19 protein-coding genes are annotated in these 23,188 nt (G+C 64.9%); 9 read left to right on the top strand and 10 right to left on the bottom strand.

Going from position 1 to position 23,188, the window contains the following annotated elements; all coding sequences use genetic code 11:
• The first annotated feature begins 1 nt into the window (after position 1).
• Positions 2 to 1,825, top strand: coding sequence for a DrmB family protein (gene drmB / locus ACFXHA_RS37255; RefSeq protein WP_379364683.1), 1,824 nt, complete (start codon positions 2 to 4; stop codon positions 1,823 to 1,825).
• 24 nt (positions 1,826 to 1,849) lie between these two features.
• On the opposite strand, the gene ACFXHA_RS37260 is transcribed toward drmB, so the two are convergent.
• The gene (locus ACFXHA_RS37260) at positions 1,850 to 3,043 is read right to left on the bottom strand and encodes a DNA cytosine methyltransferase (RefSeq protein ID WP_379364685.1); all 1,194 of its coding nucleotides are present in this window, start codon (positions 3,041 to 3,043) and stop codon (positions 1,850 to 1,852) included.
• 184 nt (positions 3,044 to 3,227) lie between these two features.
• Here ACFXHA_RS37260 and ACFXHA_RS37265 point away from each other — a divergent pair, with 184 nt between their 5' ends.
• The gene (locus ACFXHA_RS37265) at positions 3,228 to 4,376 is read left to right on the top strand and encodes a DNA cytosine methyltransferase (protein WP_379364687.1); all 1,149 of its coding nucleotides are present in this window, start codon (positions 3,228 to 3,230) and stop codon (positions 4,374 to 4,376) included.
• A gap of 19 nt (positions 4,377 to 4,395) precedes the next feature.
• Here ACFXHA_RS37265 and ACFXHA_RS37270 read toward each other — a convergent pair whose 3' ends face one another.
• The 4 genes from ACFXHA_RS37270 to ACFXHA_RS37285 form a co-directional block, all read right to left on the bottom strand.
• On the bottom strand, positions 4,396 to 7,329 hold the full coding sequence (locus ACFXHA_RS37270; protein ID WP_379364689.1) for a Z1 domain-containing protein: 2,934 nt from the start codon (positions 7,327 to 7,329) through the stop codon (positions 4,396 to 4,398).
• Between the two features lie 17 nt (positions 7,330 to 7,346).
• On the bottom strand, positions 7,347 to 8,324 hold the full coding sequence (locus ACFXHA_RS37275; protein WP_379364691.1) for a PD-(D/E)XK motif protein: 978 nt from the start codon (positions 8,322 to 8,324) through the stop codon (positions 7,347 to 7,349).
• Positions 8,317 to 9,849, bottom strand: a complete 1,533-nt coding sequence (locus tag ACFXHA_RS37280) for an ATP-binding protein (RefSeq protein ID WP_379364693.1) — start codon at positions 9,847 to 9,849, stop codon at positions 8,317 to 8,319. The genes ACFXHA_RS37275 and ACFXHA_RS37280 overlap by 8 nt, the downstream gene beginning before the upstream one ends.
• 140 nt (positions 9,850 to 9,989) lie before the next feature.
• Complete coding sequence (locus ACFXHA_RS37285) at positions 9,990 to 10,646, bottom strand: TetR/AcrR family transcriptional regulator (RefSeq protein ID WP_379364695.1); 657 nt, start codon at positions 10,644 to 10,646, stop codon at positions 9,990 to 9,992.
• 123 nt (positions 10,647 to 10,769) lie between these two features.
• On the opposite strand from ACFXHA_RS37285, the gene ACFXHA_RS37290 reads away from it, so the two are divergent.
• The 3 genes from ACFXHA_RS37290 (at position 10,770) to ACFXHA_RS37300 (ending at position 13,015) form a co-directional block, all read left to right on the top strand.
• Complete coding sequence (locus tag ACFXHA_RS37290; RefSeq protein ID WP_379364697.1) at positions 10,770 to 11,540, top strand: SDR family NAD(P)-dependent oxidoreductase; 771 nt, start codon at positions 10,770 to 10,772, stop codon at positions 11,538 to 11,540.
• Between the two features lie 268 nt (positions 11,541 to 11,808).
• Positions 11,809 to 12,528 (top strand): hypothetical protein, encoded by a 720-nt coding sequence (locus ACFXHA_RS37295; protein WP_379364699.1) that lies wholly within the window; start codon positions 11,809 to 11,811, stop codon positions 12,526 to 12,528.
• A gap of 166 nt (positions 12,529 to 12,694) precedes the next feature.
• Complete coding sequence (locus ACFXHA_RS37300) at positions 12,695 to 13,015, top strand: hypothetical protein (protein WP_379364701.1); 321 nt, start codon at positions 12,695 to 12,697, stop codon at positions 13,013 to 13,015.
• 106 nt (positions 13,016 to 13,121) lie between these two features.
• Here the strand turns inward: ACFXHA_RS37300 and ilvC are convergent, their stop codons facing one another.
• The 3 genes from ilvC to ACFXHA_RS37315 all read right to left on the bottom strand — a co-directional run bounded on the left by ilvC (position 13,122) and on the right by ACFXHA_RS37315 (position 16,617).
• On the bottom strand, positions 13,122 to 14,123 hold the full coding sequence (gene ilvC / locus ACFXHA_RS37305) for a ketol-acid reductoisomerase (RefSeq protein ID WP_379364835.1): 1,002 nt from the start codon (positions 14,121 to 14,123) through the stop codon (positions 13,122 to 13,124).
• A gap of 74 nt (positions 14,124 to 14,197) precedes the next feature.
• On the bottom strand, positions 14,198 to 14,701 hold the full coding sequence (ilvN, locus tag ACFXHA_RS37310) for an acetolactate synthase small subunit (RefSeq protein WP_379364703.1): 504 nt from the start codon (positions 14,699 to 14,701) through the stop codon (positions 14,198 to 14,200).
• Entirely contained in the window at positions 14,698 to 16,617 is a 1,920-nt protein-coding gene (locus ACFXHA_RS37315; protein ID WP_379364705.1) for an acetolactate synthase large subunit, read from the bottom strand. The genes ilvN and ACFXHA_RS37315 overlap by 4 nt, the downstream gene beginning before the upstream one ends.
• 321 nt (positions 16,618 to 16,938) lie before the next feature.
• On the opposite strand from ACFXHA_RS37315, the gene ACFXHA_RS37320 reads away from it, so the two are divergent.
• From ACFXHA_RS37320 to ACFXHA_RS37330, 3 genes are all read left to right on the top strand, one after another.
• Complete coding sequence (locus ACFXHA_RS37320) at positions 16,939 to 17,421, top strand: PH domain-containing protein (RefSeq protein ID WP_379364707.1); 483 nt, start codon at positions 16,939 to 16,941, stop codon at positions 17,419 to 17,421.
• Between the two features lie 67 nt (positions 17,422 to 17,488).
• On the top strand, positions 17,489 to 19,330 hold the full coding sequence (gene ilvD, locus ACFXHA_RS37325) for a dihydroxy-acid dehydratase (RefSeq protein ID WP_379364709.1): 1,842 nt from the start codon (positions 17,489 to 17,491) through the stop codon (positions 19,328 to 19,330).
• Positions 19,331 to 19,357: 27 nt separating this feature from the next.
• Positions 19,358 to 19,657, top strand: coding sequence for a hypothetical protein (locus ACFXHA_RS37330; RefSeq protein ID WP_379364711.1), 300 nt, complete (start codon positions 19,358 to 19,360; stop codon positions 19,655 to 19,657).
• A gap of 60 nt (positions 19,658 to 19,717) precedes the next feature.
• Here ACFXHA_RS37330 and ACFXHA_RS37335 read toward each other — a convergent pair whose 3' ends face one another.
• Complete coding sequence (locus ACFXHA_RS37335; protein WP_379364713.1) at positions 19,718 to 20,692, bottom strand: DoxX family protein; 975 nt, start codon at positions 20,690 to 20,692, stop codon at positions 19,718 to 19,720.
• A gap of 179 nt (positions 20,693 to 20,871) precedes the next feature.
• On the opposite strand from ACFXHA_RS37335, the gene ACFXHA_RS37340 reads away from it, so the two are divergent.
• Positions 20,872 to 22,041 carry a PQQ-dependent sugar dehydrogenase gene (locus tag ACFXHA_RS37340; protein ID WP_379364715.1) on the top strand — a complete coding sequence of 390 codons (1,170 nt, stop codon included), beginning with the start codon at positions 20,872 to 20,874 and terminating at the stop codon, positions 22,039 to 22,041.
• A gap of 297 nt (positions 22,042 to 22,338) precedes the next feature.
• On the opposite strand, the gene ACFXHA_RS37345 is transcribed toward ACFXHA_RS37340, so the two are convergent.
• On the bottom strand, positions 22,339 to 23,154 hold the full coding sequence (locus tag ACFXHA_RS37345; RefSeq protein WP_379364717.1) for a MerR family transcriptional regulator: 816 nt from the start codon (positions 23,152 to 23,154) through the stop codon (positions 22,339 to 22,341).
• Positions 23,155 to 23,188: the final 34 nt, after the last annotated feature.

The following is a 23,188-nucleotide window of genomic DNA, read 5'->3' on the forward strand; positions in this document are numbered from 1 at the left end:
CGTGGAGAAGATCAAGCACGACCTTCGTCTGTCCGAGACAATTTCGCCGTTCGGCGTGGGTGCGATCGTGGACATTCGCGGTCAGTCACTCATCGCGCCGGACACGTCCTGGTGGGACCGCAAGCACGCGCCCTTGATCAGCTGTGATCGACTGCTGTCGCGACTGAACCCGCGAGGAGAGCTCCGCCAACCGCCGACCCATGCGGGTCGAGCCGCGAAAGAGACTCCGGGCCTGCTGTATTGGCGATTCCCAGCATGGCGGTTCTGCGAATGCTGTTCCAAGCTTTCTCTGCTGACCGGAAAGCAGAAGGGTAAGTGGACCAACAAATGTGACTGCGGAGGCATGCAGATTCCGATGCGATACGTCGCGGTCTGCGAGCGCGGTAGTCACATTCAGGACATCCCTTGGTTCAAGTGGGCCCATCGGGGCCAGGACGAAGGGGTTACCGAAGAGGTCCGCTTTTGTAAGGCGTACACCGAGCTCAGGTTCGAGCGGTCCGCGAAGCACGGCGAAGGTCTCGCGTCATTGCGGGTTACCTGCTCAGGCTGCAAGCGCTCACGTTCGCTGGCCGATCTGGTCGGGAAGAGCTCGCTCGGGCGTGACGGCATCAAGTGCGGCGGACGGCAGCCCTGGCAGGACGACAAGCCCGTTACGGAACTCTGCGAATTCTCACTCACGGCAGTTCAGCGCGGTGCTACCAGCAACTACATCATGGAGCGGATTTCAGCACTCGACATTCCAGAGGCGGTCACGCAATCGGAGGCGCAGGCGGACAGCATCCGTGGGCATGTGTACTTCGACAAAGTCGTGGCCGACAACGCCGGCCCGCAGGCAGAGATGGTCGCCGGCTGGATTGCGGAGGAACTCGGTGTACCACAAGAGCTTGTTCTCGCTGTGGCTGCGGGCGAAGGCAAGTCCGATCAGAAGTCCGAAATCATGCTCGACCTCAAAGACGGCGAATGGGCCGCGTTTCTGGGAAAGCTCGACGGCGGAAGAGACCGTAGCGGTGAGGACTTCATCGTCGACGGCTGGCGCGTGGAGCCAGAGCTCGGGAGCTCCCGAGCTCTGGCCCAACGGCTTTCGCATATCGGACAGGTTCGGAGAGTCCGGGAGGTAAGGGCGCTCAAGGGATTTCGCCGGAAGGATGGCGGCGCGGAGCTGATCGGCGCCGACCTTGGTCCCGACCACAAGCGCCGTCCGGTGTTCCCTGCGGTCGAGATGTTCGGCGAAGGCATATTCATCAGATTCGATGAAGATGCCGTTGCAACATGGGAACGCGATGCTGCGGTCAAGTCACGGGTCGACATCCTGGTCAATCGCCGACTCGACCTCGAATGGGCGCAGCGTCTGGATGTTCCGGAGGCGCGGTTCATTGCTCTACACACGATCGCCCATCTGCTGATCCGCCGACTTGCCTTCGCCAGCGGATACGCATCCGCAGCGCTGCAGGAGCGCATTTATGCGAACAGTGATCGAGCTGACCGCACCGCGGGCATTCTGATCTACACCGCCGCGGGCGACGCTCAAGGCACTCTCGGAGGATTGGTACGTCTCGGTGAGCCTTCCCGCCTCATTCCGCTGATCATCGCCGCACTCGACGACGCCGATGTCTGTTCGAACGATCCCGTTTGCATCGAGAGTGACCGACAGGGCTCCTCCACTCTCAATCTGTCGGCTTGCCACGGCTGTGCCCTGGTCAGTGAGACGTCATGCGAATTTGGCAACGGCTTTCTGGATCGCCAGCTGGTGCTGGGTGGAAATGAGGTGACGGGCCTGCTGGAAGCTGTCCTACCTGAGGTGCGGCAGGCTGTTCACCTGCACTGAGAATGCATGACTCGGCCTGGATGTTCAGGCGGTAATGGCGTCCAGGTCGAGCATGAATTGTGGGCTCCGGTCGGCGAGATCGACTATGTCCATCCCGCCCTTCAACGGCTCCAATTTGGCATGCAGGCGGTATTCGTGAGCCTTTTTCCAAGAGCCACTTACGGCCTCATCCAACGCCTCCACCCTTGGTTTCTTACCGAAGACCGCCGCAGCAAGGATGTGAGCTCCGACCCGCGGCGGGACTGCATTGCCGACCTGCTGGTACTGGTCGAGTCCCGACCATGGGTAGTCGATCGGGAAAGTCTGCAGTCGGCCGGCTTCATATGGCTCGAGCCGATCCTGGTCGTGGCCATCGGAGACAATCCGGTTACGCCGGACCTTGCCGGTCACCGTTGCCGACGGTTCATCGGATCGACGGCGGCCACGAAGCTTCGGATTTCCGCCGGTACCGTAGTTGGAAACGACATCAAATGCATACGGGCGATCGGACAGGGCATTGCCCATCGTTTCCCAGGGAAGAAATTCCGGCTTTCCGTCCTCTCGGGAAATTCTCTTGTTGTAGCGGCGATGGGACGCCTCTGGGAAGTGGGCAGCGCGGTCGCGGCAGGCGATCAGAATAGCTCGGCGACGGGTCTGCGGGACTCCGAACTCCTCGGTATGGACGATACCCACACGGACCTTATAACCCTTGTCCTCCAACACTTCTCCGGTAGCAAGCCAGACCGGTAACACGGTAGGCACCTGCTCCAGCACAATTGTCTCGAAGGGACGGCCCTGCTGGATTGCCGCCAACGCCCAGCGCAACGGCTCGAGCACCAACCCCGTTCGCTCGTCATCGAGGGTTTCGAGCTCGGCGGTGACGTCCTCCCCCGCCGCGATCTTCTCCATAAAAGCGAGCACCCGGACGAGAGCCTTTCGGCCGACACCTGAGCCTGCAACGGAGTACGTCTGGCACGGCGGTCCGCCGGTGAGGATCTTCGCGTTCGGGAAGTGATCCAGCAGTCCGATACTACGGACGTCGGCTTGGCGGGTACCGAGTCCTGCTTTGAGCCGGGTGTTGCAAGCATCGGTGTCGTACTCGATCCCGACGCTGTGGATACCCAGCCACTTCGCAGCGACGTCAAGACCACCAGGACCCGCGAACAAGTCGATCATGTCGACCTTCGATGGATGCACGTCGTCGTGGAACAACACGTCGTCCGGGAGTTCGAAGGCCATGTGATCAGATCCTAGTCGGGTCGACGCACCACCAGATAGGCGATCTCAACTTCGCACCCTCTGGGCAACCGGGGCGAGTCGCACGCCGGTAGAAGGTGATTCACGGCTCGTCCAGTTGTCGGTGGGGAGGCATACAGTCCGATTGACGGGTTCGAGTGACCGACACACTTACGGGGGGACTGAGATGACCGGATTCAGCTCGATCGAGATCTGCGCGGGGGCGGGCGGGCAAGCACTAGGTCTACAACAAGCAGGCTTCGAGCATCTCGCGTTGGTGGAGATCGACAGTGACGCGGTGGAGACGCTGAAACTGAACTTCGAACGCCGTGCGGGCTGGGAGCGTGATCATTGCGACATCCTTTCGGCAGATGTCAGGACATTTGATCCGCTTCGCGATCTGGACCCGGCCAATCTCGCTCGACTAAGACATCATGATCTCGATCTCTTGGCCGGCGGAGTCCCGTGCCCCCCGTTTTCGTACGCAGGCAAACAGCTGGGTAAGGATGACGAGCGGGATCTCTTCCCAAGAATGCTCGAGCTCGTTGAGCTACTGAAGCCCCGAGCCGTGATGATCGAGAACGTCCGAGGAATCATGGATCCTAAATTCAGCTCCTACCGCGACTGGATTACGGCAAAGTTGGAGGGCGGCATGCACTTCGGCGACAACGGCCAGTTCATCGATGAAGTGGGACTCGGTTACACAGTCTCCAAATGGGACATCCTCGAGGCACACGATTTCGGCGTACCACAGCTACGACCGCGTGCCATCCTCGTCGCGTTCCGCAACGATGTCATCAAAAACGCCACGTATCAGTGGCCCGCCCGGACCAATTCGGTGCCGGTCACCTTCGCAGGAAGCCTCGAAAAGTCGATGCACGAGCGGTTCAGCCGCTACTTCGATGGATCCAGCTGGGGCGATGCCCGGGAAAGCTTCGCGAGATGGCTACGCAAGGCGCGCGAACACGGTGGCGTCGCACCCACTCTCGTTGGCGGTTCGAAGAAGCACGGCGGAGCGGATCTAGGTCCTAGCAGAGCCAAAGCAGCATGGCGGCAGCTCGGGGTCGACCCGATGGGAGTCGCGAACGATATCGAGACATCAGCTGTCAAGGGCACCGAAGAACGTGACCTATTCAGACCCGACGGTCCCATGCTAACGGTCCAGCAAGCGGCCATCATTCAAGGGTTCCCCCTCGAGTGGCAGTTCTCAGGTGGCAAGACCGCACAGTATCGGCAGGTGGGCAACGCTTTTCCGCCACCTGTGGCAAGAGCGGTCGGGGAGTCGATCATCGAGGTGTTGAAGGCGAGTCGGGCGGCCGATCGTCTCGCCAGTTGAGCGGCCGTCCGGTCCACTCCTAGCCTGCGTCGATGATCACCGAGTCCTTCGACGAGTCGATGGTGGTGAAGCGGACTACACGGTCGCCGCCGATCATTGCGGTGTACGGAGCCACGAAGCAGAAGGCCATGGTCAGGTGGGCGGGATCGATTGTGCCGGTTGCCACTTCGGGGCGGTAGTTCTTCTCGACCACCGGGTAGAGGACTATGACGCCGCGACGGTGGCGGGATAGGTCGATGGAGAGTTGGTCGTCGGATGTGTTGCGGGGGCCGGCTATGCGGAGGGCGGGGGCTCGGTGTTTGGGGTCGCCGATGGCGCCGAAGAGGTTTTGGCGGCGGCGGTCTCGGGCGAACCAGGAGTAGGTGCGGCCGCCGGGGGCGGGCGAGAAGTGGTTTCCGGCTCGGACGTGTTGGGGTGCGAGGATCAGCCAATCCTGCACCAGTTCACGGCCTTTGGTGATGTGGCGGAGGTATTCGAGGTGGGGGTCGAATTGGCTCGGTGCGCCCCATTTCAGAGACTCCGCCAGCGTCAGGAAGTCCGGAGCGCTGACCGTTCCGGTCAGGAACGGGATCGGGAAGGTGCCCTTGTCGCCGAGATTCGCTGTCAGGGTGAGTGGTTCCGGGTCGAGGGATTCCAGGACGGTGAGCCAGATGGTGGAGTTGTGGCGTAGGGCGGACTGCGTGGTGGGGTAGGCGGTGGGTTCGACCCACTGGCCGGGGGATTGCACTTCGACGAGCTTGGCGTTGTACATCTTGTTCGCGCTCGTCGGCTTGAGCCATGGGAGGTGTTGGGAAACCAAGGGCGGCACCTGGGCGGGGGTGACCTGGGGTTCGCCGTCGACCAGGACCGAGTACTGCTGGAGTTCCTCGCGGAATTTTTCTTCGTCCAGGCAGATTGCTTCGAACGCCTGGTACAGGTCGACGTCCTTGGCACCCATGGCTTCCTGGCGGCCGATGTAGAGGCGGACCAGGTCTCGGTAGCCGTGGCGGAAGCCGAACCAGCGGCCCATCTGCATCATGGTGGAGGCGTTCGCGGTGGCGCGGCGGAAGTAGGTGACGGTCAAGCCTTCGACGGTGAAGCCGCGGGAGAGCTTTTGGCCGCCGACCAGGATTTTCCAGATGGGGCGTTTGTCGAAATCGGCTGCGCCCGTTTCGAGTTCCTTGTCGCTGTTGATGACGAGGATCGGGCGGTCGTCGCCGCCGATGCGTTGGATCGCTGCTCCGATGTGCTCGGCCAGTTCGTCGAAGGACGCCGGCACCGGATAGCCTTCGGCGCGGACCGCGGAGACCGGGGCCACGTCGCTGTCGTACAGCAGGCGCAATCGTTCGCGGCCGGTCGGGCCGATATAGCCGGAGTTCCACCACATTTGGGTGATTCGACCGGCAAGCTCGCGGTGGTCTTCGGTGAGGCGGGATTCGTTGATCAGCATCGTGTGATGCTTGAAGGTCTTTTCCGGATCACGCATCTCCCGGAAGACCTTCATCGCCGCGGTCAGCACGAACATGTCGAGTGCGCGCTGCAGGTCGGCGGTGTCGTCGCCGTCCTCCGGTGCGGTGAGGTCGCGGACGTGTGCCAGCTCGTTCGAGTTCTCGAAATTCCGTTCGTCGAGCGGGATCTCGGAGTCGATGTCATGGAAGTCGGCGACACCCATGTAGCCGTCGGGGCGCGGCAGCGAGATCAGGAAGTCCTTGGGGAAGATGTCCTCGGTGTCGGCCGGGTCGACGAAGACGTTGGCGAAGGGGGTCGCGGTGTAGCCGACGTACTGGGCGCGGGGCAGCATGCGCAGCAACTCGGAGATCTTGAGGTTGATCGCGGTGCGCTCCGCGTTGGGCTTCCCCATGTTCGTGGTGTTCAGCGACGCCTCGTCGGATTCGTCGTCGATGATCAGCACCGGGATCTCACGCAGGTCGGTCTTGATCTTCTTCAAATCCTTGACCAGCTTGCCGAGCACCGTCTTGTTCTTCTTCACCACCATCAGGCGGGCATTGGCGCGGTGCAGGTTCTTCGGGTGGTAGAGCGGCAGATTGGGCTCGTGCTTCTCGAACTCCAGCGCCATGATGCCCTGCAACAGGCTCTTGTAGTCGTCGTCACGGGTGGTCATTCGGACGATGTCGAAAGCGCCCAGCTTGGAAGGCATTTCGCCGAACGAGACGAACTTGCCTTTGCCCCAGTCGGGGTCGTCGGCATAGTCGGAGTCGAACTCGTTGGCGCCGCCGAGGATGTTCTCGCGACCGATGAGTTCCATGTCCAGTCGACGCTGAGTCTGTTCCCTGAGCATGTTCAGCGTGCCGCCGAGCACGATGACCAGGCGATAGCCCGCATCCACGCCCTTGGCGATCACACCGGTGAAATTCGCGGTCTTGCCGGACTGCACGTAGCCGACGACCAGTCCCTTCGCCTGGTAGGCGGCTTCGGCCGTGGGGTTCGCCAGGCGCTCCACCACACGATCCGTGGCATCATCCAAACCCGCGATAGCGTGGGCCGGCCAGCCTTTACGGTCGAGCAGCTGGTGGTACGCGGGCCAGTAGAACGACCGACCGGCCTGCCACTGCGGGGTGTACCACGGCGTGAATTTCTCACTGATCACGACGGGTGCGGCGAAATCATGGACCGGGATGTACTCGCTGAGCAGATCCCCTGTCTCGGGCTCGATAGCGAGCAGTCGATACACGTCGCCGCGGCGCTCGGCACTGCGCGGCGGCTGCGCGGACCAGTCGACGACCGGCTTGAAATCCCAGGCGGTCAAATGTTTCCGCCACAGCGCCACCAGCTGATCGGTGGAACTCGCGGATCGCAACGCCTCCAGGAAGTCCTTTTCCGTCGCGAAGGACTCCGCCCCCGCGAGTTCCTCGGAATGATAGGAGAGCGCACGCTCGAGCTTCTTCGGTCGACCGGACATGCCGGCCAGCGCTTCACTGTGTAGCTCGAGCCGGACCGGATCGGAGCTCACCATGACAGAGTCCTCAATTCTCAGGGAAGTTGTAGCGTGGCGGGATCGATGGGCGGATCGGCGGTGGGCGTCAGCCCGGCGAGGTTGATGTCGTAGCGGACGGCGGAGATTCGCGCCAGCGCATCGGGATCGAGCTGCTCGAGTGGTATCCGGGGTAGCCGGTCGACGGCCAGCGGCAGAGGGTCGTTCCGAAGGATCCATCGATCCTCTTCCCCGCCTTCACAACCCGTCCTCGCCGCCTCCAACGCCTTCGTGAAGCGCGATTCCACCATCGCGCCCGCCGCGGCAGCCGAGAGCGCGAGCGCATCGATCGACTCCTGCAAGGTGCGGCCGTTGGCACCACCGCGTGTCAACTGGATCGAGATCAGCCACAACGACTGTCCGACGGCGGGAGTCAGCTGGTCGGCACCATTGATCGTGTGCCGGCGAACCTCGGACGCCGTCGTCTTCACCTCGATACCGAGATCCCCGACAACGAAATCGTGTTCCTCACCGAAAGGACCCAGCCAGGCTTCCACTGCGGCTTCCCAGCCGTGCTTCTCGACCAACGATCGAAGGACCGCAAGCTCGCCGTGCAGGCCCAACCGACGCTGCAGGTTTGTCAGAAGTCCACGATCGACCAGCGCCGACCAGGATCGGATGGTCTCGTCGAAGGCATCGGACAGCGGATAGCCCTCCCGCACAACACGATCCGCGATCGCGGTGATCAGATCGTGGAAGTCCCGCATCAGCTCGGACCGTGTGGTCCGGAATCGCGCCATGATCATGCCGCGATGGTCGACTCGATCGACACGAACGGCTGGCAGCGGAGATTTCGGTACCGCGGTACGGGCCACGAGCTCGACGTAGAGGACCACTCCGTCACCGTTGTCACTCACCTCGTAGACGACGACGGGGTGGCTTCCCGAAGACGACAACGGGATACTGGCCGCCTCCCCCCGCCCCAGGAAGTACTCGGCGTCCGACCACGGCGGAAGGTGCGATAGACCGTCATCCATCGGTGCTCAACCGCTTCTCCTCGGCCGACGCGGCGGAGAACAGGATCGACTGCCACAGTTGCAGGTTGTCCTTCTCCCGGCTGCCGCTGTACTCCTTCTCGAATGCCTTGTGCATCAACAGGAACAACAGCGACTTGATCATCGGGACGTCGTTCATTCCGCCCCGGCGACCCCCGAGCAGCGCAGTGCGGAAACGCTTGTTCAGGTAGATGGTTCGGTCTTCGCGGTCCAAGTCGAAGAACACGTCGCCCTCGAGGTTGCTCCAGCGGATGTCGATCGGTTCCTCACCGGGCAGCACCGGCAGTTCGTCCTCGATGGTCTCCCGAACGCTGGGTTCCATGCCGCGCCCCGGTGGGATCACCGGCTTTCGGGTCGCTCCGGCACGCTTTCGCGAATCACGGTACGTAGCTTCGGCATCCGCGATGTACTGGCCGAAGCGGGCACCTTGTTCATCCACGGCGGATTCGAGATCCGCGATCAGGTGGGGTGCTACTTCGACACCGTCCTTCTTGACCGTCAGCCGAATCAGGTCGCCGATGCCGTCCGGAATGTCGATCGCGACGCGGGCCGGGGAGAGGTGTTGTTCGGGCTGGCGGAAGTTGTTCCAGCCGCCGGCCTGCACGAGGCGGTTGTGGCGGTAGAAGTAGAAGCCTTGACGGCTCATCAGCGAGCCGATGGCTCGGTATTGGTCGACCGACGATTTCGGAGGCCAGATGTGGGCTTTGAACAGGACCGGTGGAGCCTCACCGGTCCGCACCGTGAAGGTTCTCGGGTAGTCCGGGCGTCCGGAGACCGGATAGCCGAAGGGGTCGAGAGGCAGGACGCTGAAGTCCATGTAGATGGTGCCGGTGTCGATGTCCTCCACGGCCACGGTGATATTGAAGTCGTCGTGTTCCAGGAATCGGTGCAACTGCAGGCCGAGGTGCATGCCCAGTTTGTTGATCGTCCGCTGCAGGTAGCGATCGGTTTGGCCCCGTTCACCGTGCTGGGGAAAGTCTTTGACGCCGTCCCAGCGAATCACCGTGCCCTGCCAGGTGATCGGCTTGTCGGCGTAGCGGTCGATCAGCGACTGCGCATACATCGGTTCGACGATGTCGCACTGGAAGCCGTTGAGCGCGTTCTGCATTGCCCAACGACGGCCGGCAGGTCGCGAGGTTCGAGTGCGGCTGACCACCGTGACCGCCGAGGCATGGCTCAACGAGGCGGATTTGAGGCCGGTGCCGAACATGCCCAGCGCATTGCTGCGGTAGTCGCGACGGCCGCCGACGGTCATCGCCACGTCGAGTTCTTCCTCGGTCATGCCGTAGCCGTCGTCGATGACCAGCAGGCTCACCAAGCGGTCACCGGAGCGGAGGAAGTGGACAACGACGTCTTTCGCGCCCGCGTCGATCGAATTGTCGACCAGGTCGGCGATCGCGGCCTCGAAACCGTAGCCCTGACTGCTGAGGGCCTCCATGTATCTGGAGTCGGGCGGTAGGTACTTGGTACCGGTGGTCGGGACGTCGAACTTCCACTCTTCAGTCATGGCACCCCCGAGGTTATGTCCGCCGGTCGCTGTCGGCGAAATGCTCGTGAGACATCCAATTACTTCCGGATGGTGTTACATTCGCCACTCCATCCGGATGTTAGCCGAAAGCTAGCCGGACCTGCTGGAACTCCGGCAAATCAGCTTGACGAGCGGGGCATGTCCGAAATTTGCCCCGATGCGAATGTGCGCATGCATCGAATGACCAGACCCGCCGGGGAGGCATCCTCTCCCGCCGCGACACTGTCCTCGGCAGCCCACAGTTCCAGCGCGACCCGAATCGCACCGGCCGCGGCAGCCGCCCGAATGCGGAGCTCGACCGGATCCGCTTGGGGCCCGGTCAATTCCATCAGGATTCGGTACAGCTCACGCTCCGCTTCGAGATTGATGCGCTGCCAGACGGCACGAAGTCGCGGATCCGTGTCCATGGCATGGAGTAGGCCGCGGGTGATCTGCAGGTCGTCATGGCCGTCGACCGGAGTCATCGAGGCGACCGCGGCCGCCTCGAATTCGGAAAGGGTGGGCAGGCGATGCGGGCCGGTGGCGATGTCGGCCAGCCAGCGTTGGGCGCCGGCGGCGAGCATGGGTTCGACTGCTTCTTCTTTGGTGCCGCAGTAGCGGTAGAAGGTGCGCAAGGCTACGCCGGATTCGGCGGCTATTTGGTCGGCGGTTACCGCGGAGGTGCCGTGTTCGGCGAAGAGGCGGGCTGCGGTTCGGGCTATTTCCATGCGGGTTTCGGATTTGCGGCGTTCCGCTAGGGATGGGCGGCGGGCGGGTTCGAGGGGTTGGGCGGACATATCACCTCCTTTGATGTGGGACTTGGGTTAATCCTAGTCGACGGGATGCCAGGGTGGCACGTTGTGCCATTCGGGCGTAGCGTGTCAGGTAGAGGCTGACGTACCTAGTTAGGAGCAATCGCAATGGAGCGTTTTGATGGCCGGCGAGTAGTGGTGACCGGGGCCGGGTCGGGGATCGGGCGGGCTACCGTGCATCGGATCTTGGCCGAGGGTGGGCAGGTTGTCGGGGCCGATGTCAATGAGGCGGGGCTGGCCGAGACTGCCAAGCAGGCGGCGGAGAAGGGGAATGGGGATCGGCTCACCACGGTGGCGATCGATATCTCCAGTGAGGAGTCCGTGAAGACGGGGGTGGCTGCCGCCGTCGAGTCCCTGGGTGGGATCGATGCGCTGATCAATGCCGCCGGCATTCTGCGGTCGGCTCATACCCACGAGATGCCGGTCGCCGACTTCAACAAGATCATCACCGTGAACCTGACCGGCACCTTCCTGATGATCAAGGAAGCCCTCCCCCAGCTGCTGGCGTCCGACAAGGGTGTGATCGTGAACTTCACGTCCACGTCGGCGTTCTTCGCGCATCCGTACATGGCCGCGTATGCGGCGTCCAAGGGCGGGATCATGTCCATGACCCACGCGCTCGCCGCCGAGTACTCCAAGCAGGGCCTGCGCGTGGTTGCCGTTGCGCCGGGGTCGATTTCGAGTGATATGACCGATGGTCGCGGCCCGGGGCTGCCGGCCGATGCCGACCTCAGCCTGTTCATGAAGCTCGCTCCCGGAATCGGGCAGGGCTTCGCATCGCCGGATACCGTTGCGGGCGTGGTGGCCATGCTCGCCTCCGATGATGGTGCGTTCATTACCGGCACCGAGATCCGGATCGACGGCGGCACGCACTACTGACCGCCGCATTGCGAACGGCCCCGCAGGAGAATTCCGCGGGGCCGTTGCCATGCAATGGGTTTCATGGCCACCCATCCCGCCATGCCCGATTTGCATGTTTTGCGATCTGCGGCATAGTGCGTGTCATACGGTTTGACCGATGCAAAACCGTAGGGGGGTTGGGGCCATGTCGCCGATACCGGCAATTGCCTACTGGCACAACGACACCGGTTGACCGATCCCGCGGTGCTCGAACGTTGTTGTGTACAGGAAAGGTTGGGCTTCACCCATGGCGAAGCACCGTAGGCAGACGGCAACTCAGCGCGTATTGCTGCGCGCCGCCGTCTCGGCCATCCCGATGACCGCGGCGCTGGGTATCAGCGCCGTCGCCCACGCCGCGCCGCAACCCGGTGTGACCCAGCCGGATCCGGGCTCCCCCAATGCGGGTGCCGCCCAGCCGGGCGTCAGCACGCCCGCGCCGCCGACTCAGAAAGTCTCGCCGCAGGACGACGCGCACGGCGTGGCGCCGCAAAGCGATTACGCACCGACCCGGCCGGACCCGAAGCGCGACTATCCCGCCGCTCCCATCGAGCCGGGCGACCTGCACCCGCCGACGGCGACACCGGATATCGGCGTGATCGTCCCCACCAACCCGCGCGAACTGCGCGCCGGTGACCTCACCGCCATTGCCCCGGACTTCCTCAGCGACGACCAGGTCGCCCAGGTCAACAGCGCCCTGGCGGGCCCCGAAGCCCAGATCTCCCAGTTCACCCGATCCGTCGGTATCGCGCCCAGCCGCTCCGACCATATTGCGGCGGGCGCCTTGGCCGGCGCCGCCGGTGGCGCCATCGTCGGTTGCATCGCGGGCGCGGCCCTCGCGACCCTCCCGGCGGGCCCCCTCGCTCCCATCATCGCCCCGCTGACCGCACCGCCCGGATGCGTGATCGGCGGCGTGATCGGCCTGGCGACCGGCGCCGTCCTCGGCGCGGGAGCAGGCGCGCTGATCTGACAGCCGTACCGCGAACGGCCCGGCGGGAGGAATTCTGCGGGGCCGTTGCTGTGCAACGGGTTTCGGGGTGGTTCAGGGTGAAATGTCATACATAAGGACCATTCGGCCCTGAATTCACAGGGAATTCATTCCTATCCCGGAGTGATCTCGGGCATCGTCTATGACCATGAAGTCGATATCCTTACGCCGGACCGTCGCCCACGTGGCCGCTGTCGGCGCGATCGCTCTGATTCCCCTTGCCGCAGTGACAGTTCCGGCCTCCGCGGAGGTTCCGCTGCAGCCCACCCCCGGTGATGTGGCGTGGCCGCATCACGATGACGGTGGCTGGAACAACGGCTGGGACAACGACGACTGGCACCACCGCCACGACCGCGACCGCGACGACTGGAACCGGGACCGGGACGACTGGAACCGCGGCGACAACGACGACTGGAACCGCGGCAACTGCTGCTGGCGCCAGATGCTGCCGCCCACCGGCAGCTGGTAACCGGCCACAGACGAATACCTCGCGCATAACCCCCTTCATGCGCGAAATGCGAAGGCCCGCCAGGAGATCCCTGGCGGGCCTTCGCATTGACGAAAAGCCGGAAACCTTAGGCGGTTTCGGTGATCGGGCGATCGACCCAGCTCATCAGGCCGCGCAGCTTGGCACCGGTGACCTCGATCGGGTGCTCGGCGTTGGCCTTACGCAGACCCTCGAGCTCCTTGTTGCCGCCCTCGACGTTGGCGACGAGGCGCTTGACGAAGGTGCCGTCCTGGATGTCGGTCAGGATCGCCTTCATGCGCTCCTTGGTGCCGGCATCGATGACGCGCGGGCCCGACAGGTAGCCACCGAACTCGGCGGTGTCGGAGACCGAGTAGTTCATGCGGGCGATGCCACCCTCGTACATGAGGTCGACGATCAGCTTGAGCTCGTGCAGCACCTCGAAGTAGGCCATCTCCGGCGCGTAGCCCGCCTCGACCATGACCTCGAAGCCGACCTTGACCAGTTCCTCGGTGCCACCGCAGAGCACGGCCTGCTCACCGAAGAGGTCGGTCTCGGTCTCTTCCTTGAAGGTGGTCTTGATGACGCCCGCGCGGGTGCCGCCGATGCCCTTGGCGTAGGACAGCGCCAGGGCCTGGCCCTCGCCGGTCGGGTCCTGGTCGATCGCGATCAGGGCCGGAACGCCCTTGCCGTCGACGAACTGGCGACGCACCAGGTGGCCGGGGCCCTTCGGGGCGACCATGCCGACGGTGACATCCGCCGGAGCCTTGATCAGGCCGAAGTGGATGTTGAGGCCGTGGCCGAAGAACAGCGCGTTGCCGGCGACCAGGTGCGGCTCGATGTCGTTGGTGAAGATCGAGGCCTGCGCGGTGTCGGGTGCGAGGACCATGATGACGTCGGCCCACTCGGCGACCTCGGCCGGAGTGCCGACGGTGAGACCGGCTTCCTCGGCCTTGGCGCGGGACTTCGAGCCCTCCTTGAGGCCGATGCGGACGTCGACGCCCGAGTCGCGCAGGCTCAGCGAGTGCGCGTGGCCCTGGCTGCCGTAGCCGATGACGGCGACCTTCTTGCCCTGGATGATCGACAGGTCAGCATCGTCGTCATAGAACATCTCGACTGCCACAGTGTTTCCCTTCAGAGTGTTTTGGTTAGAAAGACGTTATCTGCCAGCGGTTATCGCTGAACTTATCGGGTAGCCGTGATCGACTTGGGGCCGCGGCCGACAGCCACGACACCCGACTGCACGATCTCACGGATCCCGTACGGCTCCAGCATGCGCAGCAGCGCGTCCAGCTTGGAGCGGGTGCCGGTGGCCTCGATGGTCAGCGCGTCGGGCGACACGTCGATCACCTTGGCGCGGAACAGGTTCACCGACTCGATGACCTGGGTGCGGACGCTGGCGTCGGCACGCACCTTGACCAGGATCAGTTCGCGGGCCACCGAGGACTCGGCATCCTGCTCGACGATCTTGATCACGTTCACCAGCTTGTTGAGCTGCTTGGTGACCTGCTCGAGCGGCAGATCCTCCACGGTCACGACGATGGTCATGCGCGAGATCTCGGGGATCTCGGTGCCGCCGACCGCGAGCGACTGGATATTGAAGCCGCGGCGGGAGAACAGGGACGCCACGCGTGCGAGCACGCCCGGCTTGTCCTCCACCAGCACGGACAGGGTGTGAGTGGTGGTCATTCGTGCGACCCCTTCTCGTGCGACATGGCCTCGTGGATGACGGCCGGTTCGGCGATCGACTCGTCGTCATCGAACAGCGGGCGGATGCCGCGCGCGGCCATGATCTCGTCGTTGGAGGTGCCGGCGGCGACCATCGGCCACACCTGCGCGTCCTTGCCGACGATGAAGTCGATCACCACGGGACGGTCGTTGATCGACTGCGCCTCGCGGATCGCGGCCTCCACGTCCTCTTCCTTCTCCACGCGAATGCCGTGGCAGCCCAGGGCTTCCGCGAGCTTCACGAAGTCGGGGATGCGCAGGGTGTGGGTGCCCAGGTCGGTGTTGGAGTAGCGCTTCTCGTAGAACAGGGTCTGCCACTGGCGGACCATGCCCAGGTTGCCGTTGTTGATCAGCGCGACCTTGATCGGCACGCCCTCGACGGCACAGGTGGCCAGTTCCTGATTGGTCATCTGGAAGCAGCCGTCACCGTCGATGGCCCAGACCTCGCGGTCCGGCAGGCCCATCTTGGCGCCCATGGCGGCGGGCACCGCGTAGCCCATGGTGCCCAGGCCACCGGAGTTCAGCCAGGTGCGCGGCTTCTCGTACTTGACGAACTGCGCGGCCCACATCTGGTGCTGGCCGACGCCGGCACAGTAGATGGCGTCGGGACCGGCCATCTGGCCCAGCTTCTCGATCACGAACTCCGGCGACAGCGAACCGTCGGACGGGGTCTTCCAGCCCAGCGGGTAGTTGTCGCGGATGCCGGACAGGTAGCCCCACCACTCGGTGAGATCCAGCAGCGGCGCCTTGCCCGACGCGGCCGGGTCGGCCTTGAGGGTCTCGATCAGCTCGGTGATGACCTCGCGGCAGTCACCCACGATCGGCACATCCGCGTGCCGGTTCTTGCCGATCTCGGCCGGGTCGATGTCGGCGTGGATCACCTTGGCGCCCACCGCGAACGAGTCCAGCTGGCCGGTGACGCGGTCGTCGAAACGCGCACCCAGGGTGATCAGCAGATCCGAACGCTGCAGGGCCGCAACGGCTCCCACGGTGCCGTGCATACCCGGCATACCCATGTTGAGGGTGTGCGAGTCGGGGAACGCGCCGCGCGCCATCAGGGTGGTGACCACCGGGATGCCGGTCAGCTCGGCCAGCTCCAGCAGTTCCGCGCTGGCGTCGGCCTTGATGACACCGCCGCCGACGTAGAGCACGGGCTGCTTGGCGTCCATGATCATCCGGGCGGCCTCGCGGACCTGCTTGCCGTGCGGCTTGGTGACCGGACGGTAGCCGGGCAGCTTCATCTCCGGCGGCCAGGAGAACGTGGTCTGCGCCTGCAGCACGTCCTTCGGGATGTCGACCAGGACGGCGCCCGGGCGGCCGGTGGAGGCCAGGTGGAACGCCTCGGCGAGCATCCGCGGGATGTCGATCGGGTCGGTGACCAGGAAGTTGTGCTTGGTGCACGCCATGGTGATGCCGGAGATGTCGGCTTCCTGGAAGGCGTCGGTGCCGATCAGCGAACGGCCGACCTGGCCGGTGATGGCCACCAGCGGCACCGAGTCCATCTGCGCGTCGGCGATCGGGGTCACCAGGTTGGTCGCGCCCGGACCGGACGTGGCCATGCAGACGCCGACCTTGCCGGTGGCCTGGGCGTAACCGGTCGCGGCGTGACCCGCGCCCTGCTCGTGACGCACCAGCACGTGGCGGACCTTGACCGAGTCGAACAGCGGGTCGTAGACAGGAAGGACCGCACCGCCCGGAATACCGAAAATCGTGTCGACGCCGAGCTCCTCGAGGGAGCGGACAACAGACTGCGCGCCGGTGACCCGCTCGGGCGGGACCTGGCGACGATTCGGAGTAGCAGCCGCAGCCGGGGTCGGCTGGGCCGTAGGCGCGGGCTTACGGGCTGAAGGCCCGGGCCGTGCGGTAGGTGCGCTCACCGTCTTGGTTCCTTTACTGCTTGTCGTTCCAGTTCATGGACTTGCCTGAACACAAAAAAGCCCCCGACAGCCAGGTGGCTGTTCGAGGGTGGCGCGTCGCAGCTGCGAGCTGACGTAAATGACCTAGAGTCGTCGGCTCAGCGCTGGACGCGCCGGCCGATTACGAGAAGCTCGGTTCGATTCACGCGCTCGACGGTAATTGCGCGTTGGTCGATGAGTCAAACAGCTGACCTATTGGGTCTCATTATGTGAGACAGTGCGGTTGATCGGGTCCGTTCACCGTGATGCAAGGATGTGGGTGTGTCCTCACAGCATCAGTCCGTGCCACCTGCTCGATCGTCCCACACGCCCGAGTCCGAATCGGACGCGGGTCAGGTGATCCGCATCCCCCGGCTCGCTCACATGGGCGTGTTCCTCCTGCTGTTCTGCGTGGCCTTCCCCTTCTTCGGCTGGCCGCAGGTGCTGTGGATCCTGTTCGTGATCCCGGTCGTGGTGGCGATCTGGGTGGAGCGCACCCGGACCACCGTCTCGGACAATGGGATCGACACCCGCACCCTGTTCGGGTCGCGGCACGTCGACTGGTCCGACATCAAGGGCCTGCGCATTCCCAAGCGCGGCTACCTGCAGGTGCATCTGGCCGACGACTCCGATGTGACATTGCCCGCAGTGGGCTACGGACAGCTCGCGACGCTCGTCGACGCCTCCCACGGCCGCATCCCGGACCCCTTCGCGGAGCCCGAGGAAATCGAGCCCGCGGAGACCGAAGAAGAGGACGACGACGAGGGCGCCTCCACGCCGGAGTAACGTTGAGCTCCGCCGGAAACGGCTCAGTCGCCACAGCCCACCGCGACACGAACCGAGGACTTCACCCATGCCACCGCTTCGCTCACGCACCACCACCGTCGGCCGCAATGCCGCGGGCGCTCGCGCCCTCTGGCGCGCGACCGGTCTCACCGACAACGACTTCGGGAAGCCGATCGTCGCCATCGCGAACTCCTACACCCAGTTCGTACCCGGCCACGTGCATCTCAAGGACGTCGGCGAGATCGTGGCCGAGGCGGTGCGGGCGGCCGGTGGCGTGCCCCGTGAGTTCCACACCATCGCGGTCGACGACGGCATCGCCATGGGACACGGCGGCATGCTGTACTCGCTGCCCTCGCGCGAGATCATCGCCGACTCCGTGGAGTACATGGCCAACGCGCACACCGCGGACGCGCTGGTCTGCATCTCCAACTGCGACAAGATCACGCCCGGCATGCTGAATGCCGCTATGCGCCTGAACATTCCGGCCGTCTTCGTCTCGGGCGGCCCGATGGAGGCCGGTAAGGCCGTGGTCGTGGGCGGCGTCGCCCAGGCCCCGACCGACCTGATCACCGCCATCTCCGCGAGCGCCTCGCCGAACGTGAGCGATGACGGCCTGTCCGAGGTCGAGCGCTCCGCGTGCCCGACCTGCGGCTCCTGCTCGGGCATGTTCACCGCCAACTCGATGAACTGCCTCACCGAGGCGCTGGGCCTCTCGCTGCCGGGCAACGGCTCGACGCTGGCCACGCATTCGGCTCGCCGTGCCCTGTTCGAGAAGGCCGGACGGGTGATCGTGGACATCGCCACCCGCTGGTACCGCGACGACGACGCGTCGGTGCTGCCGCGAAATGTGGCCAATGCCAAGGCTTTCCACAACGCGATGGCCCTGGATGTCGCCATGGGCGGCTCCACCAACACGGTGCTGCACACCCTCGCCGCCGCGCAGGAGGGTGAGATCGAGTTCGATCTGCAGAGCATCGACCAGATCTCGCGTCAGGTGCCGTGCCTGTCGAAGGTGTCGCCCAACTCCGATTACCACATGGAGGACGTGCACCGCGCCGGTGGCATTCCGGCCATCCTCGGCGAGCTGCGCCGTGCCGGGCTGTTGAAGACCGACGTCACCACCGTGCACACCGCGTCCTTCGACGAGTGGCTCGACACCTGGGACATCCGCTCCGGCAAGGCTTCCGAGGAAGCCGTCGAGCTGTTCCACGCCGCGCCCGGCGGTGTCCGCACCACCGTGCCGTTCTCCACCGACAACCGCTGGTCCTCGCTGGACACCGACGCCGAGGGCGGCTGCATCCGCGACAAGGCGCACGCCTACACCGTCGAGGGCGGGCTGTGCGTGCTGCGCGGCAATATCGCTCCGGACGGCGCGATCCTCAAGACCGCCGGTATCGACGAGGAACTGTTCACCTTCGAGGGCCCGGCCGTGGTGGTCGAGTCGCAGGAGGAGGCGGTCTCCAAGATCCTGAACAAGGAGATCCAGCCCGGCGACGTGATCGTGGTCCGCTACGAGGGTCCCAAGGGCGGTCCGGGCATGCAGGAGATGCTGCACCCCACCTCGTTCCTGAAGGGCGTCGGCCTGGGCAAGGTCTGCGCGCTGATCACCGACGGGCGCTTCTCCGGCGGCACCTCGGGCCTGTCCATCGGCCACATGTCCCCGGAGGCGGCGGCCGGCGGGTCCATCGGCCTGATCGAGAACGGTGACCGCATCCGCATCGACGTGCACACCCGCGCGCTCGAATTGCTGGTCCCCGAAGAGGTTCTTGCGGAGCGCCGCGTGAAAATGGAAGCGTCCGAACGGCCCTGGCAGCCCGTGAACCGGGAGCGTCCGGTGACGACCGCGCTGCGTGCCTACGCCGCGCTCGCCACCTCCGCCGACATGGGTGCCGTCCGGCGCGTGCCGTAAGTCCCGAAAGACCCAGAAAGACAGGGAATGACAATCGAATACATCGGCAAGGCGGACACGATGCTTGCCGAGTACACGGCCATGCTCGCGCGGTCGGATGCCCGCAACGCCGAAGCGAAGGCGTTGCTCGCCGAGGCCGAGGAGTTGGCGGCCGAGGTGCGGCACCTGGAATCCACGGAGTTCATGATGACTCCGGACGAGATCGCGCAGAGCACCGCGCACAAGGCGATGCTCAGCCAGCAGATCGATATGAAGTCGAGCCGGGTGCTGAGACTGCATCGGGAGACGTTCCAGGAATGGGAGTCCTGGACGACTCGCCAGTACTGAGACCGAAAAGCAGCGGCCGGGATGATCCGAGATCATCCCGGCCGCTGTGCTTTCCAGGCGTCAGAACGGGCCGATACCGGCCAGTGGGTTGCCGCCGTGCAGATAGATGTACGTCAGGATGGCCACGGCCACCGCAGCCACGAAGGCCGCCAGCGAGCCCATGAACGGTCTCGTCGACCAGCCGCGGTTGCGGTCCAGCGACAGGCGACCGGGTCCGGTGAGGATCAGCACGGTGGTCAGGCCGACCAGGATGGATTCCAGTTCGACCGAATTGCCCTTGGCGGAGTACTGGAATCCGGGCACCATGCCCTGCTTCCACATCCACGCGTCCAGGATCACCGCGAGCAGCGCGCCCGCGGCCAGCGGGGAGGCCAGGCCGATGGCGACCAGCACGCCGCCGCCGAGTTCACCGGCGATGAGCATCGGGGCGGCGATGTCGACATGCTTCCAGCCGCCGCTCTCCATGGCGGTCTTGATGCCGTCGAGGCCCGGCCCGTGGAACCAGCCGGTCGCCTTCTGCAGGCCGTGGTAGATGAAGGTGCCGCCGATGACCAAGCGCAGCAACAACAATCCCAGGTCCAGGGTGCCGCGCCGGTCGTCGCGGCGGCGGGGGCGGCCGTTGCCGTCGGCGGGCGCGGACGGTGCGGGCGGGATGCTGGCGAAGGAGTAGGTCGGGGACGGCTCCGTGGTGGTCGAGTTGGCCGCGCCCGGAATCGCGTTGCGCACCTTCGAGTAGAGCGGGACCTCCGGATCGAGGCCGAGCTCTTCGTCGGTGCGCGGCAACTTCTCGGTGGTCTGCGCACCGGACACGGTGGTGGTCTGGGCACCGGACACGGTGGTGGTCTGCACGTCGGTGCGCGGCAGTTTCTCCGTGGTCTGGACGCCGGAGGCGGTGGTGGTCTGGACGCCGGACACGGTGGCGAACGTTTCGGTCGGCGAATCGAAGGGGCTGCGGACCGGTTCACCGGCCGGTCGCGGCGCTGCGGGCGTGGTGTCGCCCGGCGCGGCGGACGGCTCGGTCGGCTTGTCTGTCACGCGGGCCAGACTATTAGCCGGAAGGCTGCGACACACAGCAGAACACGGGCGTGTCCGGCGTCCGATTCGTGACACGTGTGGCAGAACGACATCGCGTGCACGGCCCGGCGACATCTCGATCGAAAGAATGCGACACCCCGTCCGAGCATGGGCGGCGGGTTTTCCGTAACGTTCCAGGCATGAGTTTGGTTGCTGCTGGCCGGGTTGGGGTGGGCGCACGCAGAGTCAGCCTCGGCGCAAGCAGGGTCGTGCTGGGCGTGACCCTCGGTGCCGTGCTGCTCTCGGGCTGCGCTCGCTTCGACGATCGCGCCTCGAGCCCGTTCACCACCGAGCCGACGTGGCAGGATGCCGAGCCCAACACCACCACGCCGAAAGTGCCGCCCACCAATGCGAAACGGCCGGACCTGCCCTGCGTGGATCCCGATGTCGCGGTGGTGGTGTCGTGCCTGGACACCACCGGCGGACTGGTCGCGCTGCCCGACGGCGGTAGCGCGCTGGTGGCCGAGCGCACCACCGGGCGGATCCTCAAGGTGGTCGCCACCGACGAGGGCGAACCGCCCGCGCCCATCGAGATCGCCAAGCTGGATATCGATCCGGCCGGCGACGGCGGCGTCACCGGGCTGGCGCTCTCGCCCACCTTCGGCGAGGACGGCCTGCTCTACGCCTACATCACGACCGCCAGCGACAATCGGGTGGTGCGCATCTCGACCGACGGGGGCGGCGCGCCCAAGCCGATCCTGACCGGAATTCCGAAGGGCCTCAACGGCAATCGCGGCTCCATCGACTTCCTACACGATCGCATGCTGATCCTGACCGGCGACGCGGGCAATCCGGCGCTGGCGGGCGACACCTCCTCGATGGCGGGCAAGCTGCTCAGCATCGACTCCCCCGCGCCCGGCGCGGCCGCGAATGTCATGGTGTCCGGGATCGGTGTGGCGGGCGGAGTGTGCTCGGACGGTAAGGATTCCGTCTGGTTCACCGACCGCACGGCCACCGAGGATCGGCTGCAGCGGGTCGGTCCGGACGGTGTCGCGGTGAAGGCGTGGACCTGGCCCGATCATCCGGGTGTCGCGGGCTGTGCCGCGGCGGCCGACGGCGTGGCCATCTCGCTCACCAATCAGCGGGGTCTGGCGATTGCCACGGCCGACAAGAACTCGCACGCGGTGACCGCCGCGCCGTCGGTGCTGGCACAGGACAAGTACGGCCGGCTCGATGGCGCGGCCTTCGGCGGCGACGGCAATATCTGGGTGGGGACGGTCAACAAGCCGGACGGCAATCCCAACCAGTACGACGATCGGGTGGTGCGGATTCCGCCGCCGACCGCGGGTCAGGGCAACGGACCGGACTAGCCCGACAACTCTCCGGCAAACACTGCGGCGCACAGCGAATGCTGTGCGCCGCAGTGCTGTTCATCTGCGTTCATTCAGTGTCGACACTGGCCAGTGCAGGTACCGAACCGAGTGAAATCCCGGTGTTTACATCGATCGAACCGCGCCCTTACCGTGGATTGGCAATCAATTGGCAACACTGGAGGAATCAGATGGGCAGCGTCGATTTGGGTTCAGCGGCTTTGAATTTGGCGGATGTGATCACTTCGATCTCCGCGAACATCACCTACCTGCTGCACTCCTGGGGCAGCGCGTAGATCACTCGACCGGCATCTGCAGTTCGACGACCCACTCGTCGGACGCGGGATCGCCGGGCGCCTCGAGGTAGACCTCGCGAATGGGAGCGTTGGGCTTGTAAGCGTTTTCGTCGGCCCAGCGCCCCATGGCCTCGAAGGTCACACACAATTCCGTCAGCTTCCCGCGATGCGCCAGCGTCGCCGCGCGCGGCACCTCCGGCAACAGCAGCAGATCGAACGGGCTGCCCGGGGCGGCGGTACCGGTCACCTGGTGCGCGACGTGCACCCGCAGACCCTCTTGCAGCTCTTCGTAATACACGATGGGCGGGCCGCTGATGGTGAGCCCCGACTCCGGAATCGCCTTGGCCATCCGGGCATACAGCTGCTCGATGATCGGCCCGACGGCAGCCTCGCCGGATTCGGCCGCGACATCGGTCAATTCGGCCACGAGAGTCGCCGACAACGGCTTCACAATGATTTCCTGCTCGGGCATGACGCCCTCCCTTTCGATACGCAGGAGCCTCGCGTCGACGGATGCGAGTCGTGCGGTATCCGCGGCCACCTGATTGGCCAATTGCGCACGCCGCAACTGCAACATGCCCTGCAGGCGTTCCGCGGACAGTTGCCCATCGAGCATCTCGGCCACCTGTTGCAAGGTGAACCCGAGATCCTTCAACGCGACGATCCGGTTGAGCCTGGCGAGCTGATCGGCTTGATAGAACCGATACCCCGTCCACTCATCCACCTTGCACGGCGGCAACAACCCGATCTCGTCGTAGTGGCGCAGCATCCGCACCGACACCGACCCGAACCTGGCGAAGTCTCCAATACTGAACATGACCCCTCCAGGTTCGAGCCTCACACGGTGTGAG

It is taken from the genome of Nocardia sp. NPDC059240, from assembly GCF_042753865.1.
GTDB lineage: Bacteria > Actinomycetota > Actinomycetes > Mycobacteriales > Mycobacteriaceae > Nocardia.